General features: G+C 72.9%; 23 protein-coding genes. 9 read left to right on the top strand and 14 right to left on the bottom strand.

Features of this window, described 5'->3' with window-relative positions:
- Nucleotides 1-7 precede the first annotated feature (7 nt).
- Nucleotides 8-559: an LOG family protein gene (locus FIV43_RS16900; RefSeq protein WP_141015068.1), complete on the bottom strand. Its 552-nt coding sequence runs from the start codon at nucleotides 557-559 to the stop codon at nucleotides 8-10.
- Nucleotides 560-672: 113 nt separating this feature from the next.
- Here FIV43_RS16900 and FIV43_RS16905 point away from each other — a divergent pair, with 113 nt between their 5' ends.
- Nucleotides 673-1,929: a S1C family serine protease gene (locus tag FIV43_RS16905; RefSeq protein ID WP_141015069.1), complete on the top strand. Its 1,257-nt coding sequence runs from the start codon at nucleotides 673-675 to the stop codon at nucleotides 1,927-1,929.
- Nucleotides 1,930-1,942: 13 nt separating this feature from the next.
- Here FIV43_RS16905 and FIV43_RS16910 read toward each other — a convergent pair whose 3' ends face one another.
- Nucleotides 1,943-3,094 (bottom strand): alanine racemase, encoded by a 1,152-nt coding sequence (locus tag FIV43_RS16910; RefSeq protein ID WP_196780866.1) that lies wholly within the window; start codon nucleotides 3,092-3,094, stop codon nucleotides 1,943-1,945.
- Nucleotides 3,095-3,329: 235 nt separating this feature from the next.
- Between FIV43_RS16910 and FIV43_RS16915 the strand changes: the two genes are divergently transcribed.
- A complete protein-coding gene (locus FIV43_RS16915; protein WP_141015071.1) occupies nucleotides 3,330-4,019 on the top strand; it encodes a GTP pyrophosphokinase in 690 nt (229 codons plus the stop codon).
- A 46-nt stretch (nucleotides 4,020-4,065) separates the two neighbouring features.
- On the opposite strand, the gene FIV43_RS16920 is transcribed toward FIV43_RS16915, so the two are convergent.
- The 8 genes from FIV43_RS16920 to FIV43_RS16955 form a co-directional block, all read right to left on the bottom strand.
- A complete protein-coding gene (locus FIV43_RS16920; RefSeq protein ID WP_141015072.1) occupies nucleotides 4,066-4,581 on the bottom strand; it encodes a DUF1707 domain-containing protein in 516 nt (171 codons plus the stop codon).
- 10 nt (nucleotides 4,582-4,591) lie between these two features.
- Nucleotides 4,592-5,659 carry a phosphotransferase family protein gene (locus FIV43_RS16925; RefSeq protein ID WP_141015073.1) on the bottom strand — a complete coding sequence of 356 codons (1,068 nt, stop codon included), beginning with the start codon at nucleotides 5,657-5,659 and terminating at the stop codon, nucleotides 4,592-4,594.
- Nucleotides 5,656-6,747, bottom strand: coding sequence for a TIGR03857 family LLM class F420-dependent oxidoreductase (locus tag FIV43_RS16930; protein ID WP_141015074.1), 1,092 nt, complete (start codon nucleotides 6,745-6,747; stop codon nucleotides 5,656-5,658). The genes FIV43_RS16925 and FIV43_RS16930 overlap by 4 nt, the downstream gene beginning before the upstream one ends.
- A 93-nt stretch (nucleotides 6,748-6,840) precedes the next feature.
- A complete protein-coding gene (locus FIV43_RS16935) occupies nucleotides 6,841-7,734 on the bottom strand; it encodes a polyphosphate polymerase domain-containing protein (RefSeq protein WP_196780867.1) in 894 nt (297 codons plus the stop codon).
- The gene (locus tag FIV43_RS16940) at nucleotides 7,731-8,363 is read right to left on the bottom strand and encodes a DUF4956 domain-containing protein (RefSeq protein ID WP_141015075.1); all 633 of its coding nucleotides are present in this window, start codon (nucleotides 8,361-8,363) and stop codon (nucleotides 7,731-7,733) included. Before FIV43_RS16940 ends, FIV43_RS16935 begins: the two co-directional genes overlap by 4 nt.
- 184 nt (nucleotides 8,364-8,547) lie before the next feature.
- Nucleotides 8,548-9,258 carry a TetR/AcrR family transcriptional regulator gene (locus FIV43_RS16945; protein WP_141015076.1) on the bottom strand — a complete coding sequence of 237 codons (711 nt, stop codon included), beginning with the start codon at nucleotides 9,256-9,258 and terminating at the stop codon, nucleotides 8,548-8,550.
- Nucleotides 9,255-10,976: an FAD-dependent oxidoreductase gene (locus FIV43_RS16950; RefSeq protein WP_141015077.1), complete on the bottom strand. Its 1,722-nt coding sequence runs from the start codon at nucleotides 10,974-10,976 to the stop codon at nucleotides 9,255-9,257. Before FIV43_RS16950 ends, FIV43_RS16945 begins: the two co-directional genes overlap by 4 nt.
- Nucleotides 10,977-11,001: 25 nt before the next feature.
- Nucleotides 11,002-11,991, bottom strand: a complete 990-nt coding sequence (locus FIV43_RS16955; RefSeq protein WP_141015078.1) for an AurF N-oxygenase family protein — start codon at nucleotides 11,989-11,991, stop codon at nucleotides 11,002-11,004.
- A 381-nt stretch (nucleotides 11,992-12,372) separates the two neighbouring features.
- Between FIV43_RS16955 and FIV43_RS16960 the strand changes: the two genes are divergently transcribed.
- Nucleotides 12,373-12,951 carry a TMEM165/GDT1 family protein gene (locus FIV43_RS16960; RefSeq protein ID WP_141015079.1) on the top strand — a complete coding sequence of 193 codons (579 nt, stop codon included), beginning with the start codon at nucleotides 12,373-12,375 and terminating at the stop codon, nucleotides 12,949-12,951.
- Nucleotides 12,952-13,017: 66 nt separating this feature from the next.
- On the opposite strand, the gene FIV43_RS21170 is transcribed toward FIV43_RS16960, so the two are convergent.
- Nucleotides 13,018-13,500 (bottom strand): acyl-CoA thioesterase, encoded by a 483-nt coding sequence (locus FIV43_RS21170; protein WP_181407555.1) that lies wholly within the window; start codon nucleotides 13,498-13,500, stop codon nucleotides 13,018-13,020.
- Nucleotides 13,501-13,559: 59 nt separating this feature from the next.
- Nucleotides 13,560-13,742 carry a hypothetical protein gene (locus FIV43_RS21175; RefSeq protein WP_181407556.1) on the bottom strand — a complete coding sequence of 61 codons (183 nt, stop codon included), beginning with the start codon at nucleotides 13,740-13,742 and terminating at the stop codon, nucleotides 13,560-13,562.
- Between the two features lie 120 nt (nucleotides 13,743-13,862).
- Between FIV43_RS21175 and FIV43_RS16970 the strand changes: the two genes are divergently transcribed.
- The 3 genes from FIV43_RS16970 (at nucleotide 13,863) to FIV43_RS16980 (ending at nucleotide 15,346) form a co-directional block, all read left to right on the top strand.
- Nucleotides 13,863-14,438 (top strand): TetR/AcrR family transcriptional regulator, encoded by a 576-nt coding sequence (locus FIV43_RS16970; protein WP_141015081.1) that lies wholly within the window; start codon nucleotides 13,863-13,865, stop codon nucleotides 14,436-14,438.
- Nucleotides 14,435-15,067: a hypothetical protein gene (locus FIV43_RS16975; protein WP_141015082.1), complete on the top strand. Its 633-nt coding sequence runs from the start codon at nucleotides 14,435-14,437 to the stop codon at nucleotides 15,065-15,067. Before FIV43_RS16970 ends, FIV43_RS16975 begins: the two co-directional genes overlap by 4 nt.
- A gap of 66 nt (nucleotides 15,068-15,133) precedes the next feature.
- Complete coding sequence (locus FIV43_RS16980) at nucleotides 15,134-15,346, top strand: hypothetical protein (protein ID WP_141015083.1); 213 nt, start codon at nucleotides 15,134-15,136, stop codon at nucleotides 15,344-15,346.
- Nucleotides 15,347-15,392: 46 nt separating this feature from the next.
- Here FIV43_RS16980 and FIV43_RS16985 read toward each other — a convergent pair whose 3' ends face one another.
- Nucleotides 15,393-16,190, bottom strand: a complete 798-nt coding sequence (locus FIV43_RS16985; protein ID WP_181407557.1) for a GH25 family lysozyme — start codon at nucleotides 16,188-16,190, stop codon at nucleotides 15,393-15,395.
- Between the two features lie 190 nt (nucleotides 16,191-16,380).
- Between FIV43_RS16985 and FIV43_RS16990 the strand changes: the two genes are divergently transcribed.
- The 3 genes from FIV43_RS16990 (at nucleotide 16,381) to FIV43_RS17000 (ending at nucleotide 18,905) form a co-directional block, all read left to right on the top strand.
- On the top strand, nucleotides 16,381-16,926 hold the full coding sequence (locus FIV43_RS16990) for a SigE family RNA polymerase sigma factor (protein WP_231123472.1): 546 nt from the start codon (nucleotides 16,381-16,383) through the stop codon (nucleotides 16,924-16,926).
- Nucleotides 16,923-17,792, top strand: coding sequence for a hypothetical protein (locus tag FIV43_RS16995; protein WP_141015085.1), 870 nt, complete (start codon nucleotides 16,923-16,925; stop codon nucleotides 17,790-17,792). Before FIV43_RS16990 ends, FIV43_RS16995 begins: the two co-directional genes overlap by 4 nt.
- A 75-nt stretch (nucleotides 17,793-17,867) precedes the next feature.
- On the top strand, nucleotides 17,868-18,905 hold the full coding sequence (locus FIV43_RS17000) for an NAD-dependent epimerase/dehydratase family protein (RefSeq protein ID WP_231123473.1): 1,038 nt from the start codon (nucleotides 17,868-17,870) through the stop codon (nucleotides 18,903-18,905).
- Here FIV43_RS17000 and FIV43_RS17005 read toward each other — a convergent pair.
- Entirely contained in the window at nucleotides 18,851-20,125 is a 1,275-nt protein-coding gene (locus FIV43_RS17005) for an HNH endonuclease signature motif containing protein (protein WP_141015086.1), read from the bottom strand. The two genes, FIV43_RS17000 and FIV43_RS17005, sit on opposite strands and share 55 nt — an antisense overlap.
- Nucleotides 20,126-20,302 lie beyond the last annotated feature (177 nt).

Here is a 20,302-nt window from a genome sequence, read left to right on the forward strand (position 1 = left end):
CGGCGGGTCACAGACGCTCGTCGAGCCGATCCAGCATCGTGCCCAGGTCGCGCTCGACGACAAGGTCCGCCAGCGTCCCGGCCCCCATGAAGCCGGCGTCGGTGATCCGGTCCAGGGTCTGGATCAGCGGGTCCCAGAAGCCGTCGGTGTCGAGCACGCCGAGGGGCTTGTTGTGCAGACCCAGGGTGCGCCAGGTCCAGACCTCGAAGAGCTCCTCGAGGGTGCCGAGGCCGCCGGGCAGGGTCAGGAAGGCCTGCGCCCGCTCGGCCATCCGGGCCTTGCGCTCGTGCATGCTGGCGACGACGTGCATCTCGATCCGGGGACCGTGCATCCGGGCCCACTCGCGCTCCACCATGAACCGCGGGATCACTCCGTAGACCCGGCCCCCGCCGTCGAGCACCCCTTGGGACAGGAAGCCCATCAGGCCGGTGCTCCCACCGCCGTAGACCAGTTCGATGCCGCGCGAGGCGAGCAGTCGTCCGGCCTGATAGGCGTCGTCCTTGTAACGGGTGTCGACGTCGTTGCTGGACCCGAGAAAGACAGCAAGACGCTCGAGCATGGCGGGAGCCTAGGACATCCAGGGACGAGCCCGGGGCCGTCTCGGAGGGTGTTCACAGCCGTTTCACAGCGATCTCCGGGGATCCCCCCAGCGTGGTCGGTTGAACTGTTTCCATGCCCGACCAGCCGCCGCCGCCGCCTCCGTTCAGCCCCTACGCCGCTCCGGTCCCCGAGTCGCAGATCGGCGCGCAGCCGCACCGTCGCAGCACCCGGTGGGGTGCGGTGGCCGCGGCCGGTGCCCTGGGTGCCGTGGTCGCCCTGGGGGTCGGTGGCGCCGCGGGCTGGATGGTGGGCCGGAACAGCGCGACGCCGAGCGACACCGGCGCGGCCTCCGCGCCCGCCGCCGACGGCCGGGGCACCGTGCCCGGCGCGCCGTGGGGCGGCACCGGCGGTCAGTCGGACGGCGGCTCGGTCCCCGAGCTGCCCGACGACTGGTCCGGCCAGCAGCCGATGGCCGGCGACGCCTCGGCCGGCCAGACCGACGCGACCGACGAGCAGGAGACCGGGGTGGTGCTGGTGGAGAGCACGCTGACCAACGGCAGCGGCGCGGGCACCGGCTTCGTGATCGACGAGGACGGGACCGTGGTCACCAACTACCACGTGGTCGAGGGCAGCACCGCGCTCCGGGTCACCATCGCCAGCACCGGCGCCGTCTACGACGCCGAGGTGCTGGGCAGCAACGAGACCGCCGACATCGCGCTGCTGCAGCTGACCGGTGCCCAGGGCCTCGACGAGGTCGTGCTGGACGACGACGGGGTCCAGGTCGGGGAGGCGGTCACCACGATCGGCAACTCCGAGGGCCAGGGCTACCTCTCCGCGGCCAGCGGATCGGTGGTCGGGCTCGACGAGGACATCACCACCTCCGACCAGCTCACCTCCGGCACCAACGACCTCTCCGGCCTGATCGTCAACGACGTCTACGCGGTCTCCGGTGACTCCGGCGGCCCGCTCGTCGACGCCGACGGCGAGGTCGTCGGGGTCACCACCGCCACCACCACCGGCGGGCAGACCCGCAGCTATGCGGTCCCGATCGACGACGCACTCGCCGTGGTGGAGACGATCGAGTCGGGCGTGGAGACCTCGAGCACCCGGATCGGCCCGAACGCCTACCTGGGCGTCTCGATCACCGGCGCCGAGAACGGCGGCGTCAGCGTCGCCGAGGCGACCGAGGGCGGTCCGGCCGCCGCCGCCGGGATCACCGCCGGGGACACCATCACCGCCTTCGACGGTGTCGCGGTGAGCGAGCCCGGCGAGCTGTCCGGCGCCGTCGCGGACCACGAGCCCGGAGAGAGCGCCACCGTCACCTGGGTGGACACCTCCGGGGCGGAGCAGACCGCCACCGTCGCGCTCGGCGAGTCCCCGATCGCCTGACCGGATCAGGAGTTCAGACCCCGGGCGGCGACCGCCCACCCCCGAGAACGCGGTCGTCGCCCGGTCCGGCCACCTGCACCCGGTCGACCAGGTTGACCGCGTTGCAGACATGGTTCGGTACGACGCGCACCCGGGCGCCCAACGGCGGCACACCCCGCTCCGGGTCGGTGCGCGCCGCGGCGCTCCCCGCGCCGGCCGGCTCGGCGCCGGCCGACTCCGCGCCGGCCGACTCCGCGCCGGCCGACTCGGCGCCGGCCCACTCGACGACTGCATGGTGCTCGGAGAGCTGCACCACCCGGGCGCCGGGGTGGTCGAGCAGGCGGCCGAACCCGGTCGCCCAGGCGGCCCGGTCGGCCCCCAGCACCTTGCTGCCCACGTCGAGCACCACCGTGCCCGGCCGGCGGCTGATCACCGTCGCGTGCACGGTGAAGGCGATCTCGTCGGCCGCGCAGGCGCCCAGCTCCCACTGCTGGGCGTCGCCGAACACGTAGACCCCGGGCCGGATCTCGTCGAGCGTGTCCGCGTCGAGGTGCGCCACGCTCGGCGAGGAACCGCCGCTGAGCACCGGGTCCGCGATCCCGGCGGCCCGCAGCCCGCGGCCCGCGGTGCGCAGCGCCGCGGCCTCGGCCGCGGCGGCTGCCGCCCGCTGGTCGGGGTGGTAGGAGTGCCCGGGGAAGGTGAACGCGCCGCGCACCTCGAGCCCGTGAGCGGTCGCCGTCCGCGCCAGGTCGCCCGCCGCGTCCGGGGCGACGCCGGTGCGGTGGTGGCCGCTGTCCACCTCGATCATCACCGGCACGGCGCGGGTCACCGCCGCGAGCCGGGCCGCGGCCTCCTCGCCGTCGCACCCCACGATCAGCGAGACGTCGCGGTCGAGGAGCCGCCGCAGCAGCGCCGTACGACCCTCGTCGAGCCAGACCGGGTAGGCGACGAAGAGGTCGTCGAAGCCGGCCCCGGCGAAGGCGAGGGCCTCGCCGAGCGTGGCCACGGTGAGGCCGGAGGCGCCCGCCTCGACCTGCATCCGGGCGATCTCGGGGATCTTGTGCGTCTTCACGTGCGGTCGCAGCGCGACCCCGGCCCGCGCCGCCCGGTCGGCCATCGCGGCGACGTTGCGCCGCAGGCGGTCGGCGTCGACGACGGGCAGCGGGGTGGGCAGGTCCTCATACACCCTCGTCACGCTATCCGGAGGCGGACCGTCCGGGACCTTGGTCCCGATCCTGCGCATTCGGCCACGCGAACCCGATCGCCTCGCTACCGTCGAGGAGCCGGCCCGCTGCGGGGGAGGCCGGACTCCGAGCCGACGGTGGTCGGGGGCGTGGGGGGAGGGCCCTCGACCACCGCCCTCGGGCCCCGGGAGCTTGTCCGATCCGGCATCCTGAAGGTGGCCCACCACCGGAGGACTGATGACCAGCATCGAGAGCGATCAACCCGTCGAGGACCTCGACGCACACTGGGCGTTGAGCGTGGTGCACGACGGGATCGATCGCGACGTACGGCGCCGCCTGATGCGGTTCCGGCTCCGCTACAAGTTCGCGCTCGACGAGGTCACCACCAAGATCGCGATCCTCCGCGAGGAGTTCGAGGAGACCCACGACCACAGCCCGATCGAGCACGTGCGCACCCGGCTGAAGTCGCCGGAGAGCGTGGTGGCGAAGGTGGCCCGGGTCGGTTGCGAGCCGACCGTGGAGGGGATCACCGCCAACATCCGCGACATCGCCGGGGTGCGGGTGGTGTGCCCGTTCGAGAGCGACGTCTACTGGATCAGCGACATGCTGACCAGCCAGCCGGACGTCACCGTCCTCGAGGTCGAGGACTACATCGCCACACCCAAGCCCAACGGCTACCGCAGCCTGCACCTGATCATCGAGATCCCGGTCTACCTCTCCGACCGCACCGAGCACGTCCCGGTCGAGCTGCAGATCCGCACCATCGCGATGGACTTCTGGGCCAGCGTCGAGCACACCATCTACTACAAGTACGACGGCACCGTGCCGTCCGGCCTGCTCGACGAGCTGCGCACGGCCGCCCTCACCGCGGCGTCGTTGGACGCGATGATGGGGGAGCTGCGCAGCGAGGTGCGCCCGGTCGACTGAGTTCGCGGTCCACGTCCATCGGTCGCTCGATCGATCGATCGCTCGTTCAGTCGCTGGATCGGCCGCTCGGTCTGCCGCTCGGGGATCGCCGAGGAGCCTGCGTGCGGCCATCGGGGCTGGGCTCGAACCACTGCTCCGGGTTCAGGCTCCCGAAGTCGAGGTCCATCTCCGTGTCGGACCAGTCCGGGAGCCGCGTGGGGTCGGTCCGCTCCTCGGTGGGAGGCGAGGGCGGGGGACCCTCGCCCGCACCGCCCGGGTCGACCGAGGCGAGGGTGGCGCCGGTCGCCGTCCCGACGAGCAGGCAGCCGAGGCCGATCAGGAAGCCGCGGCGCGTCCCGGTGGTGGTGACCTGCGTGGCGCCGAGGCCGGGAGCCGGCAGCCGCGGGCGGTCCGAGAGATCGGCGACGAGGTACTCCAGCGTCTCGAGCCGGTCGGCCTCCAGCGCGCGCTCGGTGCGCTCGAGCTGCTCGGGTGCGGGCAGCTCCTCGTTGCGCCGGGCCCTCGACAGCGCCGAGACCACGGCGAGACGGTCCGCGTCGGTCGCCGGACGCGTCGATCTCATCCGTCCATCTTCACATCACCAGGTCCAGGCTCCCCAGCTCCCTGATCGCGCTGCAGGCCCGCTCCACCATCGCCGCGAACATCCGGTCGCCCCGATCGGTGCGGGTGCCGTAGGCGCACCCGAACACGGCGACGAGGGGCCCCTGCAGCATCGCGAACCGGTAGTCCTCCCAGCACAGGTCCAGGTCGTAGTCGGCGACTCCGTGGCCGGTGAGGGCAGCGTGGTACGCGGCGACCAGGTCGCGCTCCTCGGCGCGCCGCTGCCCGGACTCCAGGCCGGTGCCGGTGAAGAACGCCAGGTCCCGGGCCGGCAGGGCCAGGGAGAGCGTCTGCCAGTCGACGGCGACCACGCCGGGGGCGCCGCCGGGCGGGAAGAGGAGGTTGTCGAGCCGGTAGTCGCCGTGGACCAGGCCGAACCGCTCGGCACGGCCCAGCGCCCACGGCCCGATCACCGCGGCGACGTCGCGCAGGGTGGCGACGGTGTCGGCGCCGAGCAGGTCGCCCAGCCCGTCGACGAAGATGTCGGTGGCGGGCCCGAAGAGCTCGGCCATCAGCGCCGCGTCATCGGGGCCGTTGATGCTCAGTCCGTCGATCGCCAGCAGGGTCGGGTCGCACCACCGCGGACCGTGCAGGCCCGCCAGGTTGACCACGGCGTCACGCGCCTGGGCGGGCGTGCAGCCGGCCAGTTGGTCGCCCTGCTCAGCGGGTGCCGCGTCGCCCATCACCAGGGTGAACTCGGCGCCGTCATCGGCGAAGGTCGCCAGGTGGGTGGCGGGGACGCGGACCGCGACGGTCGGCGCGATCTCGGCGTAGAACCGGACCTCGCTGCGATAGACGCCAGCGAGCAGCGGGCGGGTGGCCGGGTCCTCGGCGGGCAGCTTGACCAGCACGCTGGCGGGCAGCTCCGCACCGGGAGCGGCGTCCAGGCGGACCCGGTAGCAGGTGCCGATCTGTCCGGTGCCCACCCGCTCCACCTCGACCCCGGCGATCGCCGGTCCGAGGACCGCCCGTGCCCAGTCCACGGTGATCTCCGCCGCGGTCGAGATCAGCCCGGTCGTGGCGACCGGCTCCCCGCTCACCGCATCCACCCGGGGTTGGCCGGGAGCGCGTCCAGGCCGTCGGGGCGGACCACCCGCCAGGCGTCCAGCACCGGGGCCAGCTCAGCGGGGGTGGCGCCGTGCAGCACCACGCTGTCGGCGCCGGCCTCGAGCTGGTCGCTGATCCGGGCGGCGCAGTCGGCCGGTGAGCCGGTGGCGGACGCGGACAGCCACGCGGCCGGCAGCACCTCGTCGCGCAGGTGGGTGAGCTCCTCGACGGTGCCGACCGCGTCGAACGCGCCGGGATAGCCCTGCACCAGGTGGTCGTTGCGGAACCGCTCCAGGTCGGCCGGGTCCCAGCCGTTGGCCCGCACCAGGACCTGGCCATACCCCTGCAGGTACGTCGCGAGCCGGCCGACCAGCTTGCGCAGCCGCAGTTCGACGGGGACCTGGTCGGTGACGGTGGCGAGAACCGACCAGATCCGGACCGAGGCGGGGTCACGGCCGGCGTCCGCGGCGGCGTTGCGAATCACCTCGACGGCCCGGCGCAGGGTGTCGTCGGTAAAGAACGTGTGCAGCACCACGCCGTCGGCGACCTGGCCGGCGAGCTCGAGCGTCCTGCCGCCGATCGCCATCATCAGCACCGGGATGTGCTCGTCGAAGCTGCTGTCCTGACTGAGGTAGTCGAACCTGCCGGCAGGTCCGTCGTGGCCGACCACGCTGCCGCCGGACCAGAGGGTGCGCAGGATCTCGACGGTGTCGCGCAGCCGGGCGCCGGTGACCCGCTCGACGCCCATCAGGTCGAAGAGGAGGTCGAAACCGCGGCCCAGGCCGAGGGCGTAGCGACCACCGGAGGCGCGGTGCAGCGTGGTCACCATCGTGGCGGTGACCAGCGGGTGCCGGGTGTGCGGGTTGGTGGCGGCGGTGGCGACCCCGATCCGCTCGCTCACCCCCACGGCCAGCCCGGCCATCACCGCGGCGTCCTTGACGTTGAACCTCTCGGAGAGGAACACCGAGCCGAGGCCCAGCCGCTCGGCCAGCCGGACCTCGTCGATCAGGTCGGCGGGCTGGGAGCTGTGCCCGGCCAGCCCGTAGCAGGCCAGCTCGGGGAACTCGGGTGCCTCCGGCATGCGCTTCCTCCCGTGCCGACGTGGTCGCGGGTCTGGCCGCCGGTCACGGGTGGAAGGCTAGGAGGATTCCTGGACATCTGTCCAGAGAAGTGCTCAGTCGGGTCCGGAGCGGGTGCGACCACCGGGCAGGACGGGGCCGTTGGCCGGGTCGAGGGTGACCCGGTCGGGCACCGGGTCGAGGGTGACCCGGTCGGGCACCCGATCGAGGTGCCGGGCGAGGGTGCGGTGCCACTTCAGCCGCGGCAGGGAGGGGTCGAGGGCGGCCAGCCCGACGCCGTACTTGCTGATCGCGACCGGGCGCAGGCCGCTGCGCCACAGCAGCCGGTCGACCTCGGAGGGGCGGGCGCCGGACTTCGTCTCGACGATCACCCGACCGGGCATGCCGAGCGAGCCGCCCGGGGCCCGGGGCCCGGTGGCGCCCTCGAAGCGCAGGTCCTCGTCCACGGTCGCCCGGGCGCCGGAGCCGGGCAGGAAGAGGGTGCTGCGGCGGTAGCGCGTCGCGAGCGCCGGCGCGAGCCGGCCGGCGACCGGTGCGCCCAGGCGTCCGGCGACCCAGGTCCGGCCGAGCGGCCCCACGTCGTCGCCGGCACGATGGCCGGGGAGCTCGATCCGTTCCTTGACGGTGCTGCCGCGTGGCCCGGAGGTCTTCAGCTCCAGGAAGCTCGCCCCGGTGTCCAGATAGCTGCGGGTGCGGATCTTCCAGCGGCCCCGCCGCTTCCGCCCAGCGAGCAGATAGCTGTCCCGTTCCGGGGTGTCCAGGTAGAGCGAGTGGTAGGCGGAGGTACGACGCCCCGCCACCTCCAGCACGCAGGCATCCTCGGGCAGGCCGGCCACCAGGTGCGCCAGCAACGCGGTCGGGACGACGTACTTGCGGTCGACGCGGGTGAGCAGCGCGGCCCGGTCCACGAGCAGGTCGAGGTCGATCCGGACCAGGCCGGCGGTCAGGTCGGCCATGCTCGGGGCGAGTGCCGTGGCGCGGCTGCTCATCGGGCGCTGCGCTCCAGGTAGAGGCTGGAGGTGTCGGCCAGGGCCGGTGCGGTGTCCTCCGCCGGGGCGTCCCGGACGGCCGGCCGGTCCTCGGGCCGGTAGCGGGCCACCACCAGGGTGGTGTCGTTGACCAGGTCGACCCGGACCACGGTGGCGGTGGCGGTCGGGATGCCGGTCAGCGTGCGGACCCGCGCGGTGGCCTCGGCCGGGTCGGTCCAGGCCTGGTCCAGCACCATCTCCTGACTCACCGTGCGTCCGGCGATCCGCGGGTGGTCGCCGATCGCCACCGCCGCCAGGATCGCCGTCATCAAGGCGATGCCGAGCAGCGTGCTCGTGATCGTGAGTCCGCCGAGCAGGCCGAGCGCCAGGGCGGCGAAGTAGTAGGCCACCTCCCGCTGGGTCAGCTCCTCCGACCGCAGCCGGATGATGGAGAGGATGCCGAACAGGCCGAGCCCGAGGCCCGCCCCGACGGTCCCGTCGGAGAGGGCGGCGGTGACCGCCAGGACCCCGACGTTGACGGTGAGGAAGGCGACGACGAGCTCGCGACGGCCGTCCCGGCGCCAGAACAGGCCGAAGACGAGAAGGGCGATGGCGACCACGTCGGCGAGGACGAGGGGCGAGGTCAGCATGGTGGACTCCTGGTGGACGGAAGGTGACTTCCACCAGTGAGCCCTGCGCGGCTCGGCGTGACCTCGGGTCAGGCTGTGCGGTTGCTGTGAGGTGGGCGGTGGGGTGTGGCGAGCCCCATGCGGATTGGCTGTGATTTCGCCGAATTCCGAGCCGATCGGAATGGGGCGCGCCGGGGGCGGCGCCTCAGGTCTTGTCGGAGGGGGTCAGCATCTCCATCAGCTGGTCCACCGGGACGTCCGGCAGGTCGATGCCCCGATCGGCGGCGATGCCGACGATCTGGCGCCAGATGTTGCGCGACAGCAGGTCGATGAAGTCCTCGAGCGCGGGACGCTCGCCGCCGCGGGCGGCCCACCGCTTGGCGGACTGGAACCCGCCGCCGACCAGCCCGAAGACGAACGGGTCCAAGACGTCGCGGTCGGCCTCGGGCAGCTCGATGCCCAGGACCGCGACGAACGAGTTGATCAGCATCTCGATCCGCTCGGCGATCTCCTGGATCGCCTCCTCCATCGGCGTGGTGGGGCCGACGCCGAAGTCGCGCTCGATGAACCGGATCAGGGACGGGTGGGCGACCGTCCAGCGGACGTAGGTGTCCACGATCCGGTGGGTGACCTCGCTCGGCGTGCCCTCCAGGCGCATCACCGCGAACAGGTCGCCCCCGGCGCGGCGGCAGATCTCCCGCTGCACCGCGACGTCGAGATCGGTGCGGTCCTCGAAGTGCCGGTAGAGCACCGTGCGGTGGATGCCCGCGCGGTCGGCGATCTCCTGGACGTGCACCGCCTCACCGGGCGGGTGCTGCTCGAGCACCGCGATCGCCGCGTCGATGATGTGCAGACGCCGCTCGCGCTTGTGCTGCTCCCAGCGCAGGCGTCGGCCGTCGGGGCGGGGTTCGCTCATCGTGCTCCGCTGTTCTCCAGCGCCCGGCGGCGTCGTACGACGTCGACGACCCGGCGCGGTCGGGGACCCGGCGAGGGGGCGGAGGTCGTCCGCTGCTCGTGCGGGTCGGTGATCTTGTGGCGCGGCCGGCCCTCCGCGGCGCCGCGCTCGCGTTCGGCGGCGTCGAGACGCTGCCACTCGGCGAGCCCCGTCACGTCGGGGCACCGGTCACGGACGAAGGAGGCGATCGAGGCCAGGTCCCCCTGGGGGCCGGACGCTGCGGTGGAGCCGTCGGCGCGGTCGAGGTCGTCGAGCAGGCTCGCCACCGTCTCGGCGGCGCAGGACTTGTTGGTGCCGATGAACCCGGTCGGGCCCCGCTTGATCCACCCGGTCACGTAGACCCCGGGCTCGACCCGGCCGGCCCGGTGCGGGACGGTGCCGGACGTCTCGTCGAAGGGGAGGCCGGCCACGGGCAGGCCGCGGTGACCGATGGAGCGGATCACCATGCCCGCCTCGATCTCCTCGGACTCCCCGGTCGCCACGGCGGCAACGTTACCCCCGCCCACCTCCTCGAGGCGGTTGCGGACCACGCGGACCCCCTCCACCCGGTCCGCCCCGAGCACCTCGACGGGGGAGAGCCCGAACCGCAGCACGATCCTGCGGCGGTCGGCACCGGCGTCGGCGGCCGGCCGAGCGGCGAGTGCGGCGAGCAGCCGGCTGCGGGTGTCGGGGCCGGTCAGGTCGCTCGGCTCGGCCTCCACCACCACGTCGACCTCGCCCGACTCCGCCAGCCCGGTGAGCCCGATCAGCTCGGGCACCGTGAACGCGGCCTGGGCGGGTCCGCGGCGGCCGAGGACGACGACCTCCCGCACGGAGCCGGCCCGCAGCGCCTCGAGGGCGCCCGGCGCGAGGTCGGTGGCGGCGAGCCGGTCCGGGTCGGCGGTGAGCACCCGAGCGACGTCGAGCGCGACGTTGCCGTTGCCGACCACGACCACCCGCGGGCCACCGAGCCGCACGTCCAGGCCGACCTTGTCCGGGTGGCCGTTGTACCAGCCGACCACGTCGGTCGCGGCGAGCGAGCCGGGCAGGTCCTCCCCGGGGATGTCCAGCCTGCGGTCGGCGGAGGCGCCGACGGCGTACACCACCGCGTGGTAGCGCGCGCGCAGCTCGTCCAGGGAGATGTCGGTGCCGACGTCGACGCCGAGGAAGTAGCGGAACCGCGGCTGCGCCTCGATCGCGGCGAAGAGCCAGGCCACCTGCTTGGTCGCGGTGTGGTCCGGGGCCACGCCGTGACGCACCAGGCCGTACGGCGTCCGCAGCCGGTCGTAGACGTCCACGCCCTCGACCTCGGGGTGCTTGAGCAGCTCGTCCGCGGTGTAGAGCCCGGCCGGCCCCGCCCCGACCACCGCGACCCGGTACGGCCCCGCTGCCCGGGTACGTCGCTGCGGCGGCACCACCGCGACCGGGTGCCGGTCGGCGTGCGGGAAGACCTGGTAGTACTCCGCGTTCAGGCCGACGAACGCCTCCTCGCCCGGGCGCAGCGCGGTGTCCGGCTTGATCGCCCCCACCGGGCAGGCCGTGGCGCAGGCGCCGCAGCCGACGCAGGCGGCGGCGTCGACGTAGACCATCTCGGCCTCGGCGAATCCCGGCTCCCCGGGCGCGGGGTGGATGCAGTTGACCGGGCACGCGACGACGCACGAGGCGTCGGCGCAGCAGGACTGGGTGACGACGTACGGCATGGGGATCCTCGGGAGGCGGCGCGGCTCAGGCGGCGGCGGAGCTGGGCTCGCTGCGGAAGCGGGAGGGCCGCCCGTCGATCCGCATGGCCCGCCACACCCGTCGCGAGGCGGGGTTCATCAGGCCGGTGGACTCGGCCAGCATCCGCACGTCGCCGAAGAGGTCGCGGAGGAACTTCTGCGACTCCGGAGAGTCCCAGTAGACCTGCTTCATCACCTCGTCCGGGATGCCCATGTCGCGCCGGGCCCTCGTCGAGGGGACCAGGATCTCGTTGCAGAGCCACTTCATGATCACCGGCACCAGCAGGGAGAGCACGAACCGCTCGACCCGGCCGAGCCGGCTGGCGTTGTGCTCGAGGAACTGGTGGGCGAAGCCGATGTGCCGGGCCTCCTCGGCGACGTGGATCTGCATGATCCGCTGCAGCAGCGGGTGCATGTCGTCGCCGGCCCGCAGGATCGACTTCTGCACGTGGTCGATCGGCTCCTCGCCGGCCAGCACTCCGTAGAAGAAGCCGAACGGGATGAACTTCGCCGCGATCGGCAGGATCGGCGCGAGCAGCCGGAAGAGCACACTGCCGCCCTTGACGTTCTGGCCGGAGCGGTTCACGAACTCCTGGAACATCTGGGTGTGGTGGCACTCCTCGGTCGCCTCGTGCGTGGAGTAGCGGAACTCGGGGTTGCCGTTGGGCAGGCTGAAGGCGTAGTTCATCAGCCCGGCGATGAGGATCTGCTCGAACTGCAGCCCGACCTTGGTGACGTTCGCCTGGCGGTAGAGGCCGATCCTGATCTGCTCGTCCTGGGGGAGTGACTGGTACCAGGCGGTGCGGCCGAGCACGTCGGCCTTCGGCAGCACCCAGCGCGGGTCGTGCGGGACGATCGCGTAGTCGGGGTTGTCCCAGTCGATGTCCAAGAACGCGTCGAAGTGCTGGTGCACCGACGCCTCGGAGAGCGTGCGGAGCGTGTCGTCGTAGCTCTGGCTCTCGCGCTGGACCTGGGTCGGTTCGGTGAGTGCGGTCATGGTGGGGGCCACCTCTCGTCGGCGAACTGCGGCGTCCGGTCGTCCGAAGTTGTCTGTCACAGCATGTCGCATGTGAGGGGTTGGCGCAACGGCGAGTCGCAGCAAGTTTCGCTGGGTGGTGCCGGAATCGGGAGCATCGGAGGCGGTGCTCTAGGGTGGGGGCAGCGAGAGGGAGTAGTCCCCAACAGTCGCGTCGACATACTGACCGGCCCGTGCGAGCGCGGGAGGGTCCGGCGCGGCAGGCCATTCGCGGTTCGGGATGGCGGACGAGACTTTCGACCAGACACCACGGGTGCACGCAGGTGCCCCCGTCCTGATGAGGACGTGCCTGGTCGAAGGGACGTCCCCAGGTTCCTCCGGCCCGGCGCCGAGAGGAGAACCATGTACGCGTTCCTGCTGAGCACCGCGGTCATCTTCGTGGCCGAGCTCGGGGACAAGAGCCAGCTGATGGCGATGACCTTCGCCGCCCGCTACCGCGCCCGCGACGTGCTGATCGGCATCACCGCCGCCACCGCGATCGTGCACCTCGCCTCGGTCGGCATCGGCTATGCCATCGGCGATGCCTTCGCCGACTCCCAGCACGTCATCGAGATCGTGGCGGGCGTCGCCTTCCTCGGTTTCGCCGCCTGGACGCTGCGGGGAGACGAGCTGACCGAGGACGAGGCGGCCAAGGCCCGCAACAGCACCGGCATGGCGATCCTCGCGGTCGGCATCGCCTTCTTCCTGGCCGAGCTCGGCGACAAGACGATGCTCGCCACCATCACCCTGGCCACCCAGGAGGGCTGGTTCGGCACCTGGATCGGCTCCACCGTCGGCATGGTCGCTGCCGACGCCCTGGCGATCGCGGTCGGCGCGATGCTCGGCCGCAAGCTCCCCGAGAAGATCATCAAGTACGGCGCCGCCGCGCTCTTCGCGCTCTTCGGCGTGCTCCTCATCCTGGGTGGGGCCGGCGTCTTCTGATCGGCCGGCGTCTCTGCTCGGCCCGGGTCCCTGGTCGGCCGCTGCCACAGGTCGGCCCGGCCGGGGTCAGCGGGCGTCGGCGGTGGGACGTTCCCGCAGGGCGATCGGGTCGCCGAGGTAGCTCTCGAAGACCGTGCGGGCCTGGTCGGTGATCGGCCAGGTCCGTTCGGCGGAGGTGTCGAAGAGGACGACGGTCGTCTCCGCGACCACGGCGGGTGGACCGCCGGCGGTGACCCGCAACTCGCCGTCGAGGGTCAGCGAGCTGCGGCCGATGTGGGTGAGCCAGATCCGGACCCGGAACGGCTGGAACGGCACGAACCGCATCTCGGCGCGGTACTCGAGGCGCTGCGAGGCCACCAGTGCCGAGACCCGGCTCGGCACGTCCTTCAGCAGTCCGCCGCCGTCGACCTCTCCGTCCAGGTGCGCATGGTGCAGGAAGGCGATCCGTGCCTCGTCCAGGACTCGGATCGCCTCGACGCTGTCGACGTGGCCGCCGGCATTGACGTCGCGTACCCGCGCCTGGATCTGGCAGTCGAAAACCGTGCTCACGCGGGCATCCTCGCAGTCCGGGCGGCGGCGTGGGCCGTGCGTCCCGGCGGCGGGATGGGTCAGAGGCCGAAGGAGAGGCGGCGGTAGTACGTCGGGATCGACTCGTTGCGGGCGAGACGGTCCTCGCGGTAGTCGGCGAGGGTGCGGACCAGTGCGGTCAGCCCGACCGCGAGTGCGGCGGCGGTGACGACGACGAATCCGATGAACCAGTAGGTCATCTGGGGGAGCAGTTCGAAGCTCACGGCGGCCTCCTTCTACATCGGTAGAATCTACGTTCGTAGAAATCTACAACCGTAGAGATGCGGGATCAAGGCACGCGATGGAAAGATGCGTCACATGCCGGATCAGAAGATCTCCCCCGGATGGATCGGCTGCTCGACGCCGCACTCACCGTCGTGGCGGACTCCGGGATCCGAGGACTCACCCACCGTGCGGTCGACCGTGAGGCCGAGCTGCCCGAGGGCAGCTGCTCGGCGTACCTGCGCACCCGGAGCGCACTGCAGATCGCGCTCGCCGGCCACGTGGCCGACCGGCTGGCCCAGGACGCGACCGAGCTGTCCAAGCGGCTCGAGGGTCACCCCCACGACCAGGCGCTGGCGGTCACCGAGACCACCCAGCTCTTCCTGCGCTGGCTGAACGAGCCGCGCCTGTGGATCGCCAAGCAGGAGCTGACCATGGAGGGCCTGCGCGACCCCGCGGTCGGCGCCCGGCTCGCTGCGTCGCGCGACCAGCTGACCGACTTCGTGGTCGCCGCGCTGGAGTCCGCCGGCGAGCTCCACGATCGGCCGCGCGCGGTCACCCTGATCGCCGCCCTCGACGGGATCGTCACCAGTGGTCTGCAGCAGCCGAAGCGGCGCCGCCGTGCCTTCGTCGAGCAGTGCGTGAGCATCCTGCTGCCGGCCCTGACCGCTGAACCGACGTGCGGGGCGGAGGGGTGACGGAGCCGGCGCGGCATCCCTCGCGGGAGACGATCAGCTATGAGGAGCTCGGTCGCGCCTTCGTCCGGCTCCTGCTCCCCGCCGACCGGCTGCTGGCCACCATCGACGCGCTGCTCGGTGAGCGCATCGAGATCGGGCCGATCGGTGCCGGTCCCGGACGGGCGTTCGCGACGGTCAGCGTGGTCGGGCTCTTCCGACCGACCACCGGGCACGAGGTCCCCGGTCGGCTCCTGACCTACCACGTGGACCTGCCGATCGACGTCACCTTCGACCTCGACCTGCGGATGGATCGGATGCGGTTCAACGCGGACCTCGTGGTGCCGCTCACCCTCGTCGTGCACGCCGAGGCGCCCGCCCGGCTGCGGATCGAGATCCTGGTGCCGGACGAGGACGAGATCCGGCTCGACCTCGCCTCCGCGACCCGGCGCGGCGGCGTGCTCGGCAGGATCACCGGGATGGAGGCCGAGCTGCGCCGGTTCCTGGTCAGGGCGCTGCGCACCGAGCTGGACAAGCCGTACGTCCAGCGGGCCACGCACCTGGACCTGGACCGTCTGGTCGGCGACTCCTGGAGCCACATCGCCGCACAGTTCCTCCCGGCAGGCCCCGAGGACCGTACGGCGACGGGCTGACGCCGCACGCCCGGTTCATGGCTCATCCTCAGCGCCGCTTCAGCCGGGGCGGGCACCGTGGGGATGATGAGCGAGAACACGAGGAGCGACAACCCAGGGCCCGTCCGGCGCCGGCGTACGGCCCTGGTCACCTCGCGGTGGGCCGCGTCGGCGGCCGTCGTGGCGGCGATGACCACGGCCGGTGGGCTGGCCGCCGCCGATCAGGACCCTGCGCAGGACGGCGACGCGACCACGGCCGCGACCGCCTTCGCCGACCCGCCGGACGACATCGACATCTGAGCCTGCCGTCGAGGCCGCGATCCGGCTGACCCGGCGGGGCGGCCGGTCAGCGGGCCGGCCGCCTCATCACGTTGAGATCCGCAGGGCCGTCGATCCCCGGGACCGTGGCGGTGGCCGACCGCTGCCACATCCACCATTCCCGGCTCGGCGGTCCGTCCAGGCTGCGCACCCACTGGCGGTGGTCGGCCAGGTCGTCGGCGAAGCCGTAGGCATCCTCGAAATCGGGATAGAGGTAGACGACGGGCTCCTGGCCGGTGCCCCGCTGCACGGCCCGCAGGAACGCGCGCACCTCCCCCAGCAGGGCATCCGCCGCCGGCGGTGCCGCGCAGCTGCCCGCCAACTCCAGGTCGATGGCCGGGGGCAGGGGCTGCGGTCGCGAGGGAGCATCCGCGAGCACCGCGAGGAAATGGGCGGCCTGGGCGGCGCCCGGCGTACAGAGGGAGAAGTAGTGGTAGCCGCCGACGCGGAGGCCGGCCGCGCTCGCCGCGGCGCGGTTGGCGGCGAACTCGGGGTCGGTGAAGGTGCTGCCCTCGCTCGCCTTCAGGTAGGCGAACCGGAGCCGGGCGCCCGCGACCGCGGTCCAGTCGATCTGGCCCTGGTGGTGCGAGGCGTCGATGCCGCGCCAGGGCGGCCGGTGGCGCGGCGCCCGGGTGGTGGGTGCGGTGGTCGGGGCGTCGGTCGGGGACGGCGTGCTGGTCGGTGACGGAGTGGAGGTCCGCGCCGGGGTGGACCCGGCGTCCTCCGCGGTGCAGCCGGTCAGCGACCCGGCCGCGAGCAACACCGCGCCGAGCGCGACCGCCACGGCGACGGTCCGGGCGGCGGGTCGGAGGCGCGGGCGAGACACCTGGCCACCGTACTGAGCCGGGTATCCACGTCGGGCGTGGATCATCCGGGCCGGGACGAGACCGCGCTCCGTCACCGACCACCGACGCGGCGAGCCCGGTCACCGACGACCCCGCCTCGACGAGATCGGTTGAGACCTCCGGACGCCCCCGGCGCGTCTCTACTCTCGACGGCACGACGAGAGGACAGCGGTGCGATCCAAGGAACGGGACGAGCCCGCCCTCGGCGCGGGCTCCGACGCGGAGTTCGCCGAGTTCATGGCGGGCTGCTCGCGCCAGCTCTACCGGACCGCCTACCTGCTCACCGCGTGCCCGCACGCCGCGGAGGACCTGGTGCAGACGGCGCTGGTGAAGTCCTACGTCGCCTGGCGACGGGTCCGACGCGCTCATGACCCCCTGGCCTACGTCAACGGCGTGCTGATCAAGACCTTCCTCTCCGACCGGCGCCGACGCAGCAGCAAGGAGCTGCCGATCGCCGAGGTGCCCGAGCAGACCCGCCCGCCCGTTGGTGGCGACCCGACCGAGCGCGTGGCACTGATGACCGCACTGGCCCGGCTGGCGCCGCTGGACCGGGCGGTCGTCGTACTGCGCTTCTGGGAGGACCGCAGCGTCGCCCAGACCGCCGCCGACCTGCACCTCTCGCAGGCGGCGGTGAAGAACCGGAGCCTGCGGGCGTTGCGCACCCTTCGCAGCCTGCTGGCCGAGTCGACCACGATCCCGAACGGAAGTCCCTCATGAGCACCGACCCCGACGGCGCCGACCTGCGCGACCTGATCGATCACGCCATCGGCGACCTGGAGGCTCCCGTCGACCTGCCGCGCGGCGTGATCAGCCGCGGTCGGGTCGCCCGGCGCCGCCGCCGCGCGCTGACGGTCGGCGGCGGCGTGGCCACGCTGGCAGTGGGGGCCGCCCTCGTCGTACCGCTGGCGGCGGGCGGGGGCGGTGACGTCGACTCCGCGGTGGCCAGCGACCCGGCGCCCGGCACGCCCTCCCCGTCCGCCGCGTCCCAGACGCCGAGTCCGGCGGGGCCGAGCGACGACACCGAAGGTGACACCTACACGCCCCCGCCGGGGTGGTGGGACGCGCCGTCCACGGACCTGCTCGCCGTGCTCGAGGACCTGCTGCCCGCCGGCGTGGCGGTGCGCAGCGCCGACACCGAGATGGAGGGCGTGGACGGGGGACCGGTCGACGGCGCCGGCTTCGTGCGCGCCGTGCTGGACGGCCGGTCCGGGCCGGGGGCGTTCGAGGTGCTCCTCTACCCGCCGGAGACGGCGAGTGCCGGCCCCGACGCCGGCGGGGAGCCCACCTACCGGTGGCGGACAACGTGCCCGGGCAACCTGACGGCCTACGACGCCTGCGAGGTTCTCCGCGACGAGGACGGGGGGCGTTTCGGGCGGCTGTCGACGGCGACCCCCGGCGACATCACGATCCACGAGGTGACGCTGCTCGGCCCCGACGGCGGGCTGCTCTACGGCGCGGTCACCAACAGCACCGACGAGAAGTGGGGCCGCACCTCGACGCCCTCGGGCGCCCAGCCGCCGCTGCAGGTGAAACAGCTGCGGACCCTGGTCGAGGACGACGCGTGGACGTCGTACCAGCCCTGAGGTGGCAAGAGGCGCTGTCGCTGCCCTGAGCCGATCACCCTTGCCGGTCGCTGCCCGACCGGCTGGGGTGGGGGCATGGAGATCCTGGTGCTCGGCGGTTCGGTGTTCCTCTCCCGCGAGGTCGCGCTGGCGGCGCTGGCGCGGGGCCATCGGGTCACCTGTGCGAACCGCGGCAGGACCGGGTCCGTGCCGGACGGGGCGCGGTTCGTCCGGTGGGATCGCTCCGCGCCGCCGCCGGACGTCCTCCAGGAGATCCCGTACGACGCCGTGGTCGACGTCGCGCGCCTCCCCGGTCACGTCCGTCATGCGGTCGGGCTGGCTCCCGCGGCCCACTACGTCTTCGTCTCGACGATCAACGTCTACGCCGACGACACCTCGCCGGGCGGACCCGGCGTCGGGGTGCTGCGGGAGCCGAACGGTGCGGACGTGGACCTGACCGTGGAGCCTGAGGCCTACGGACCGATGAAGGTCGCCTGCGAGGAGCTGGTCCGTGCCGGTGCGGCCTCCAGCGCGGTGGTCCGACCCGGGCTCATCGTCGGCCCCGGCGACCCGAGCGGCCGCTTCTCCTACTGGGCGCAGCGACTGGACGACGTCGGCTCCGGGGAGGTGCTGGCCCCCGGCGCCCCCGGCGACGGGATGCAGGTGATCGACGTCCGCGACCTCGCGGCCTGGATCGTGCGGCTCGCCGAGGAGCGCCACGAGGGCGTGTTCGACGCAGTCGGCGAGCGGGTCGCGATGGCCGACCTGCTCGCGGCCGGGGCGCCGTCGGCCCGGTTCGTCTGGGTCGACCAAGCGTTCCTGGAGGACGCCGGGGTGATGCCGTGGTCCGGAGCCGGCTCGATCCCGCTCTGGCTGCCCCGGCCCCAGTACGACGGGATGCGCGACCGCGACCCGGCCCGGCACTGGCCGCCGGCCTGCGGCTGCGCCCGCTCGCCGACACCTTCGTCGACACCGCGGCCTGGCTGCGCCGTGATCCGGACGCCGTGGTCACCGGGATCGATCGGGGACGCGAGCGAGAACTGCTGGAGGCGTGGGCCGCGTCCGGTGGGTGAGGCCGCCTATCTCCGTCGGTGGTATCTGCGGTCGCCGTTGGGGAGTCGGGTGGTGGTGTAGGTGGGGTCGTGTTCGCGGTGGTGGTGGAAGGAGCAGAGGAGTAGGCCGTCGGCGAGGTCGGTGCGGCCGCCTTTCGACCAGGGGTTGAGATGATGGGCTTCGCACCACCGTGCGGGGATGGTGCAGCCTTCGGCGCGGCAGGTCTTGTCCCGGAGTCGTAGTGCGGTGCGTTGGGCTGTGGTGAACAGCCGGCGGGATCTGCCGAGGTCGAGGATCTCGGACTTGCCGCCGAGGACGGCGGGAAGGATCTTGGCGGTGCAGGCCAGCCGTCGGGCATGGGCGGCGCTGATCCGCTGCTCCCCGTCGGTGTCGTGGCTGGGGTCGAGCAGCCCGGCCGTGCCGAGGTCGCGGGTGAGCTGGGTGTGGTCGATGGTGACGACCACGCTGGTCGCGTCCCCACCGTGGTCGGGCAACTGGGTCGGGTCGAGGTGCTCCAGGAGTGTCCCGAACGCGAGGCCGCGGGCGTGGTGCTGCGGCAGACGCTCCGACCCAGGGTCTTGGTGGCGCGGTGAGGTGAACGCATCCAAGTAGGTCGCCAACCGGCCAGCGACCGGGTCGGCCACGAGGGCGGTGATCCGGGTCAGCCCGTCCCCCAGCGACCGGATCCGCAGGCTGGTCTTCGCAGTGGCCGCGGCCTCCAATGCGGCGAGGCGTTTGGCGTCTTCCTCCTCGGCGATCTCGGGAGCGACCACGTCGAGGATCCGGTCCGCGAGGCGGCGTAGCTCTTTCGGACCGAACCCACCCTCGGGCATCCCGGGCCTGTCGCCGGTGCCGTACGCCACCAGATCGGTCTCGGCCCGCCGCCGCGCGTCCGCGTCGATCCGGGCCGGCAGGGCGTCCAGGCCGGTGGTGATCACCCGGGCCTGCTCCAACGACAGCGCACCGCGGGCCATCGCTGCCCCCACCCGCGGCCAAGACCGGTCGATCGAGGTGGCGACCTTCGACTCCGACCGCAACCGGCCGGGATCGGCGCCGGTCCGCAACGCCACCCAGCCCGCGACATCCCGCGCCCCATGGGTCGAGGCGACATCAGCCGACGCGACCAGGACCCGCATCCGCAGCTCGACGACCTGCGCCTCGAGCGCCACCAACCCCCTCAACAGTTCTTCCCGTTCGGGCATCGCGAGGAACCCGGGCTGACGCTCCGCGACCTCACCCAGCGCGTCTCGGCACGCCGCGACTGCCTCGCCCAGCGGGGTGCGGGTGCCGGTCAGCGACATCGGGAGAACCTTCCGAGAGGTGGTTCCGAGAGGTGGTTCCGAGAGGTGGTTTCGCACGGCCTCCGAGTGGCCGCGCGGTACCCCGATTCTATCGCTGTTCGAACGTATGTTCTAGGCCCTTGTGCGGCCCCGCGCACTCCTGTGGAGACACTGTTCGTGCAGGTCAGGCTGTGAATC

Origin of the sequence: Nocardioides sambongensis (genome assembly GCF_006494815.1) — a bacterium.
Lineage (GTDB): Bacteria > Actinomycetota > Actinomycetes > Propionibacteriales > Nocardioidaceae > Nocardioides > Nocardioides sambongensis.

Excerpts from the sequence above, each read along its gene's own strand:
- FIV43_RS16900 (WP_141015068.1), bottom strand. The coding sequence starts at position 559 with ATGCTCGAGCGTCTTGCTGTCTTTCTCGGGTCCAGCAACGACGTCGAC.
- FIV43_RS16905 (WP_141015069.1), top strand. The coding sequence starts at position 673 with ATGCCCGACCAGCCGCCGCCGCCGCCTCCGTTCAGCCCCTACGCCGCT.
- FIV43_RS16915 (WP_141015071.1), top strand. The coding sequence starts at position 3,330 with ATGACCAGCATCGAGAGCGATCAACCCGTCGAGGACCTCGACGCACAC.
- FIV43_RS16920 (WP_141015072.1), bottom strand. The coding sequence starts at position 4,581 with ATGAGATCGACGCGTCCGGCGACCGACGCGGACCGTCTCGCCGTGGTC.
- FIV43_RS16930 (WP_141015074.1), bottom strand. The coding sequence starts at position 6,747 with ATGCCGGAGGCACCCGAGTTCCCCGAGCTGGCCTGCTACGGGCTGGCC.
- FIV43_RS16935 (WP_196780867.1), bottom strand. The coding sequence starts at position 7,734 with ATGAGCAGCCGCGCCACGGCACTCGCCCCGAGCATGGCCGACCTGACC.
- FIV43_RS16940 (WP_141015075.1), bottom strand. The coding sequence starts at position 8,363 with ATGCTGACCTCGCCCCTCGTCCTCGCCGACGTGGTCGCCATCGCCCTT.
- FIV43_RS16945 (WP_141015076.1), bottom strand. The coding sequence starts at position 9,258 with ATGAGCGAACCCCGCCCCGACGGCCGACGCCTGCGCTGGGAGCAGCAC.
- FIV43_RS16950 (WP_141015077.1), bottom strand. The coding sequence starts at position 10,976 with ATGCCGTACGTCGTCACCCAGTCCTGCTGCGCCGACGCCTCGTGCGTC.
- FIV43_RS16955 (WP_141015078.1), bottom strand. The coding sequence starts at position 11,991 with ATGACCGCACTCACCGAACCGACCCAGGTCCAGCGCGAGAGCCAGAGC.
- FIV43_RS16960 (WP_141015079.1), top strand. The coding sequence starts at position 12,373 with ATGTACGCGTTCCTGCTGAGCACCGCGGTCATCTTCGTGGCCGAGCTC.
- FIV43_RS16970 (WP_141015081.1), top strand. The coding sequence starts at position 13,863 with ATGGATCGGCTGCTCGACGCCGCACTCACCGTCGTGGCGGACTCCGGG.
- FIV43_RS16980 (WP_141015083.1), top strand. The coding sequence starts at position 15,134 with ATGAGCGAGAACACGAGGAGCGACAACCCAGGGCCCGTCCGGCGCCGG.
- FIV43_RS16995 (WP_141015085.1), top strand. The coding sequence starts at position 16,923 with ATGAGCACCGACCCCGACGGCGCCGACCTGCGCGACCTGATCGATCAC.
- FIV43_RS17000 (WP_231123473.1), top strand. The coding sequence starts at position 17,868 with ATGGAGATCCTGGTGCTCGGCGGTTCGGTGTTCCTCTCCCGCGAGGTC.
- FIV43_RS17005 (WP_141015086.1), bottom strand. The coding sequence starts at position 20,125 with ATGTCGCTGACCGGCACCCGCACCCCGCTGGGCGAGGCAGTCGCGGCG.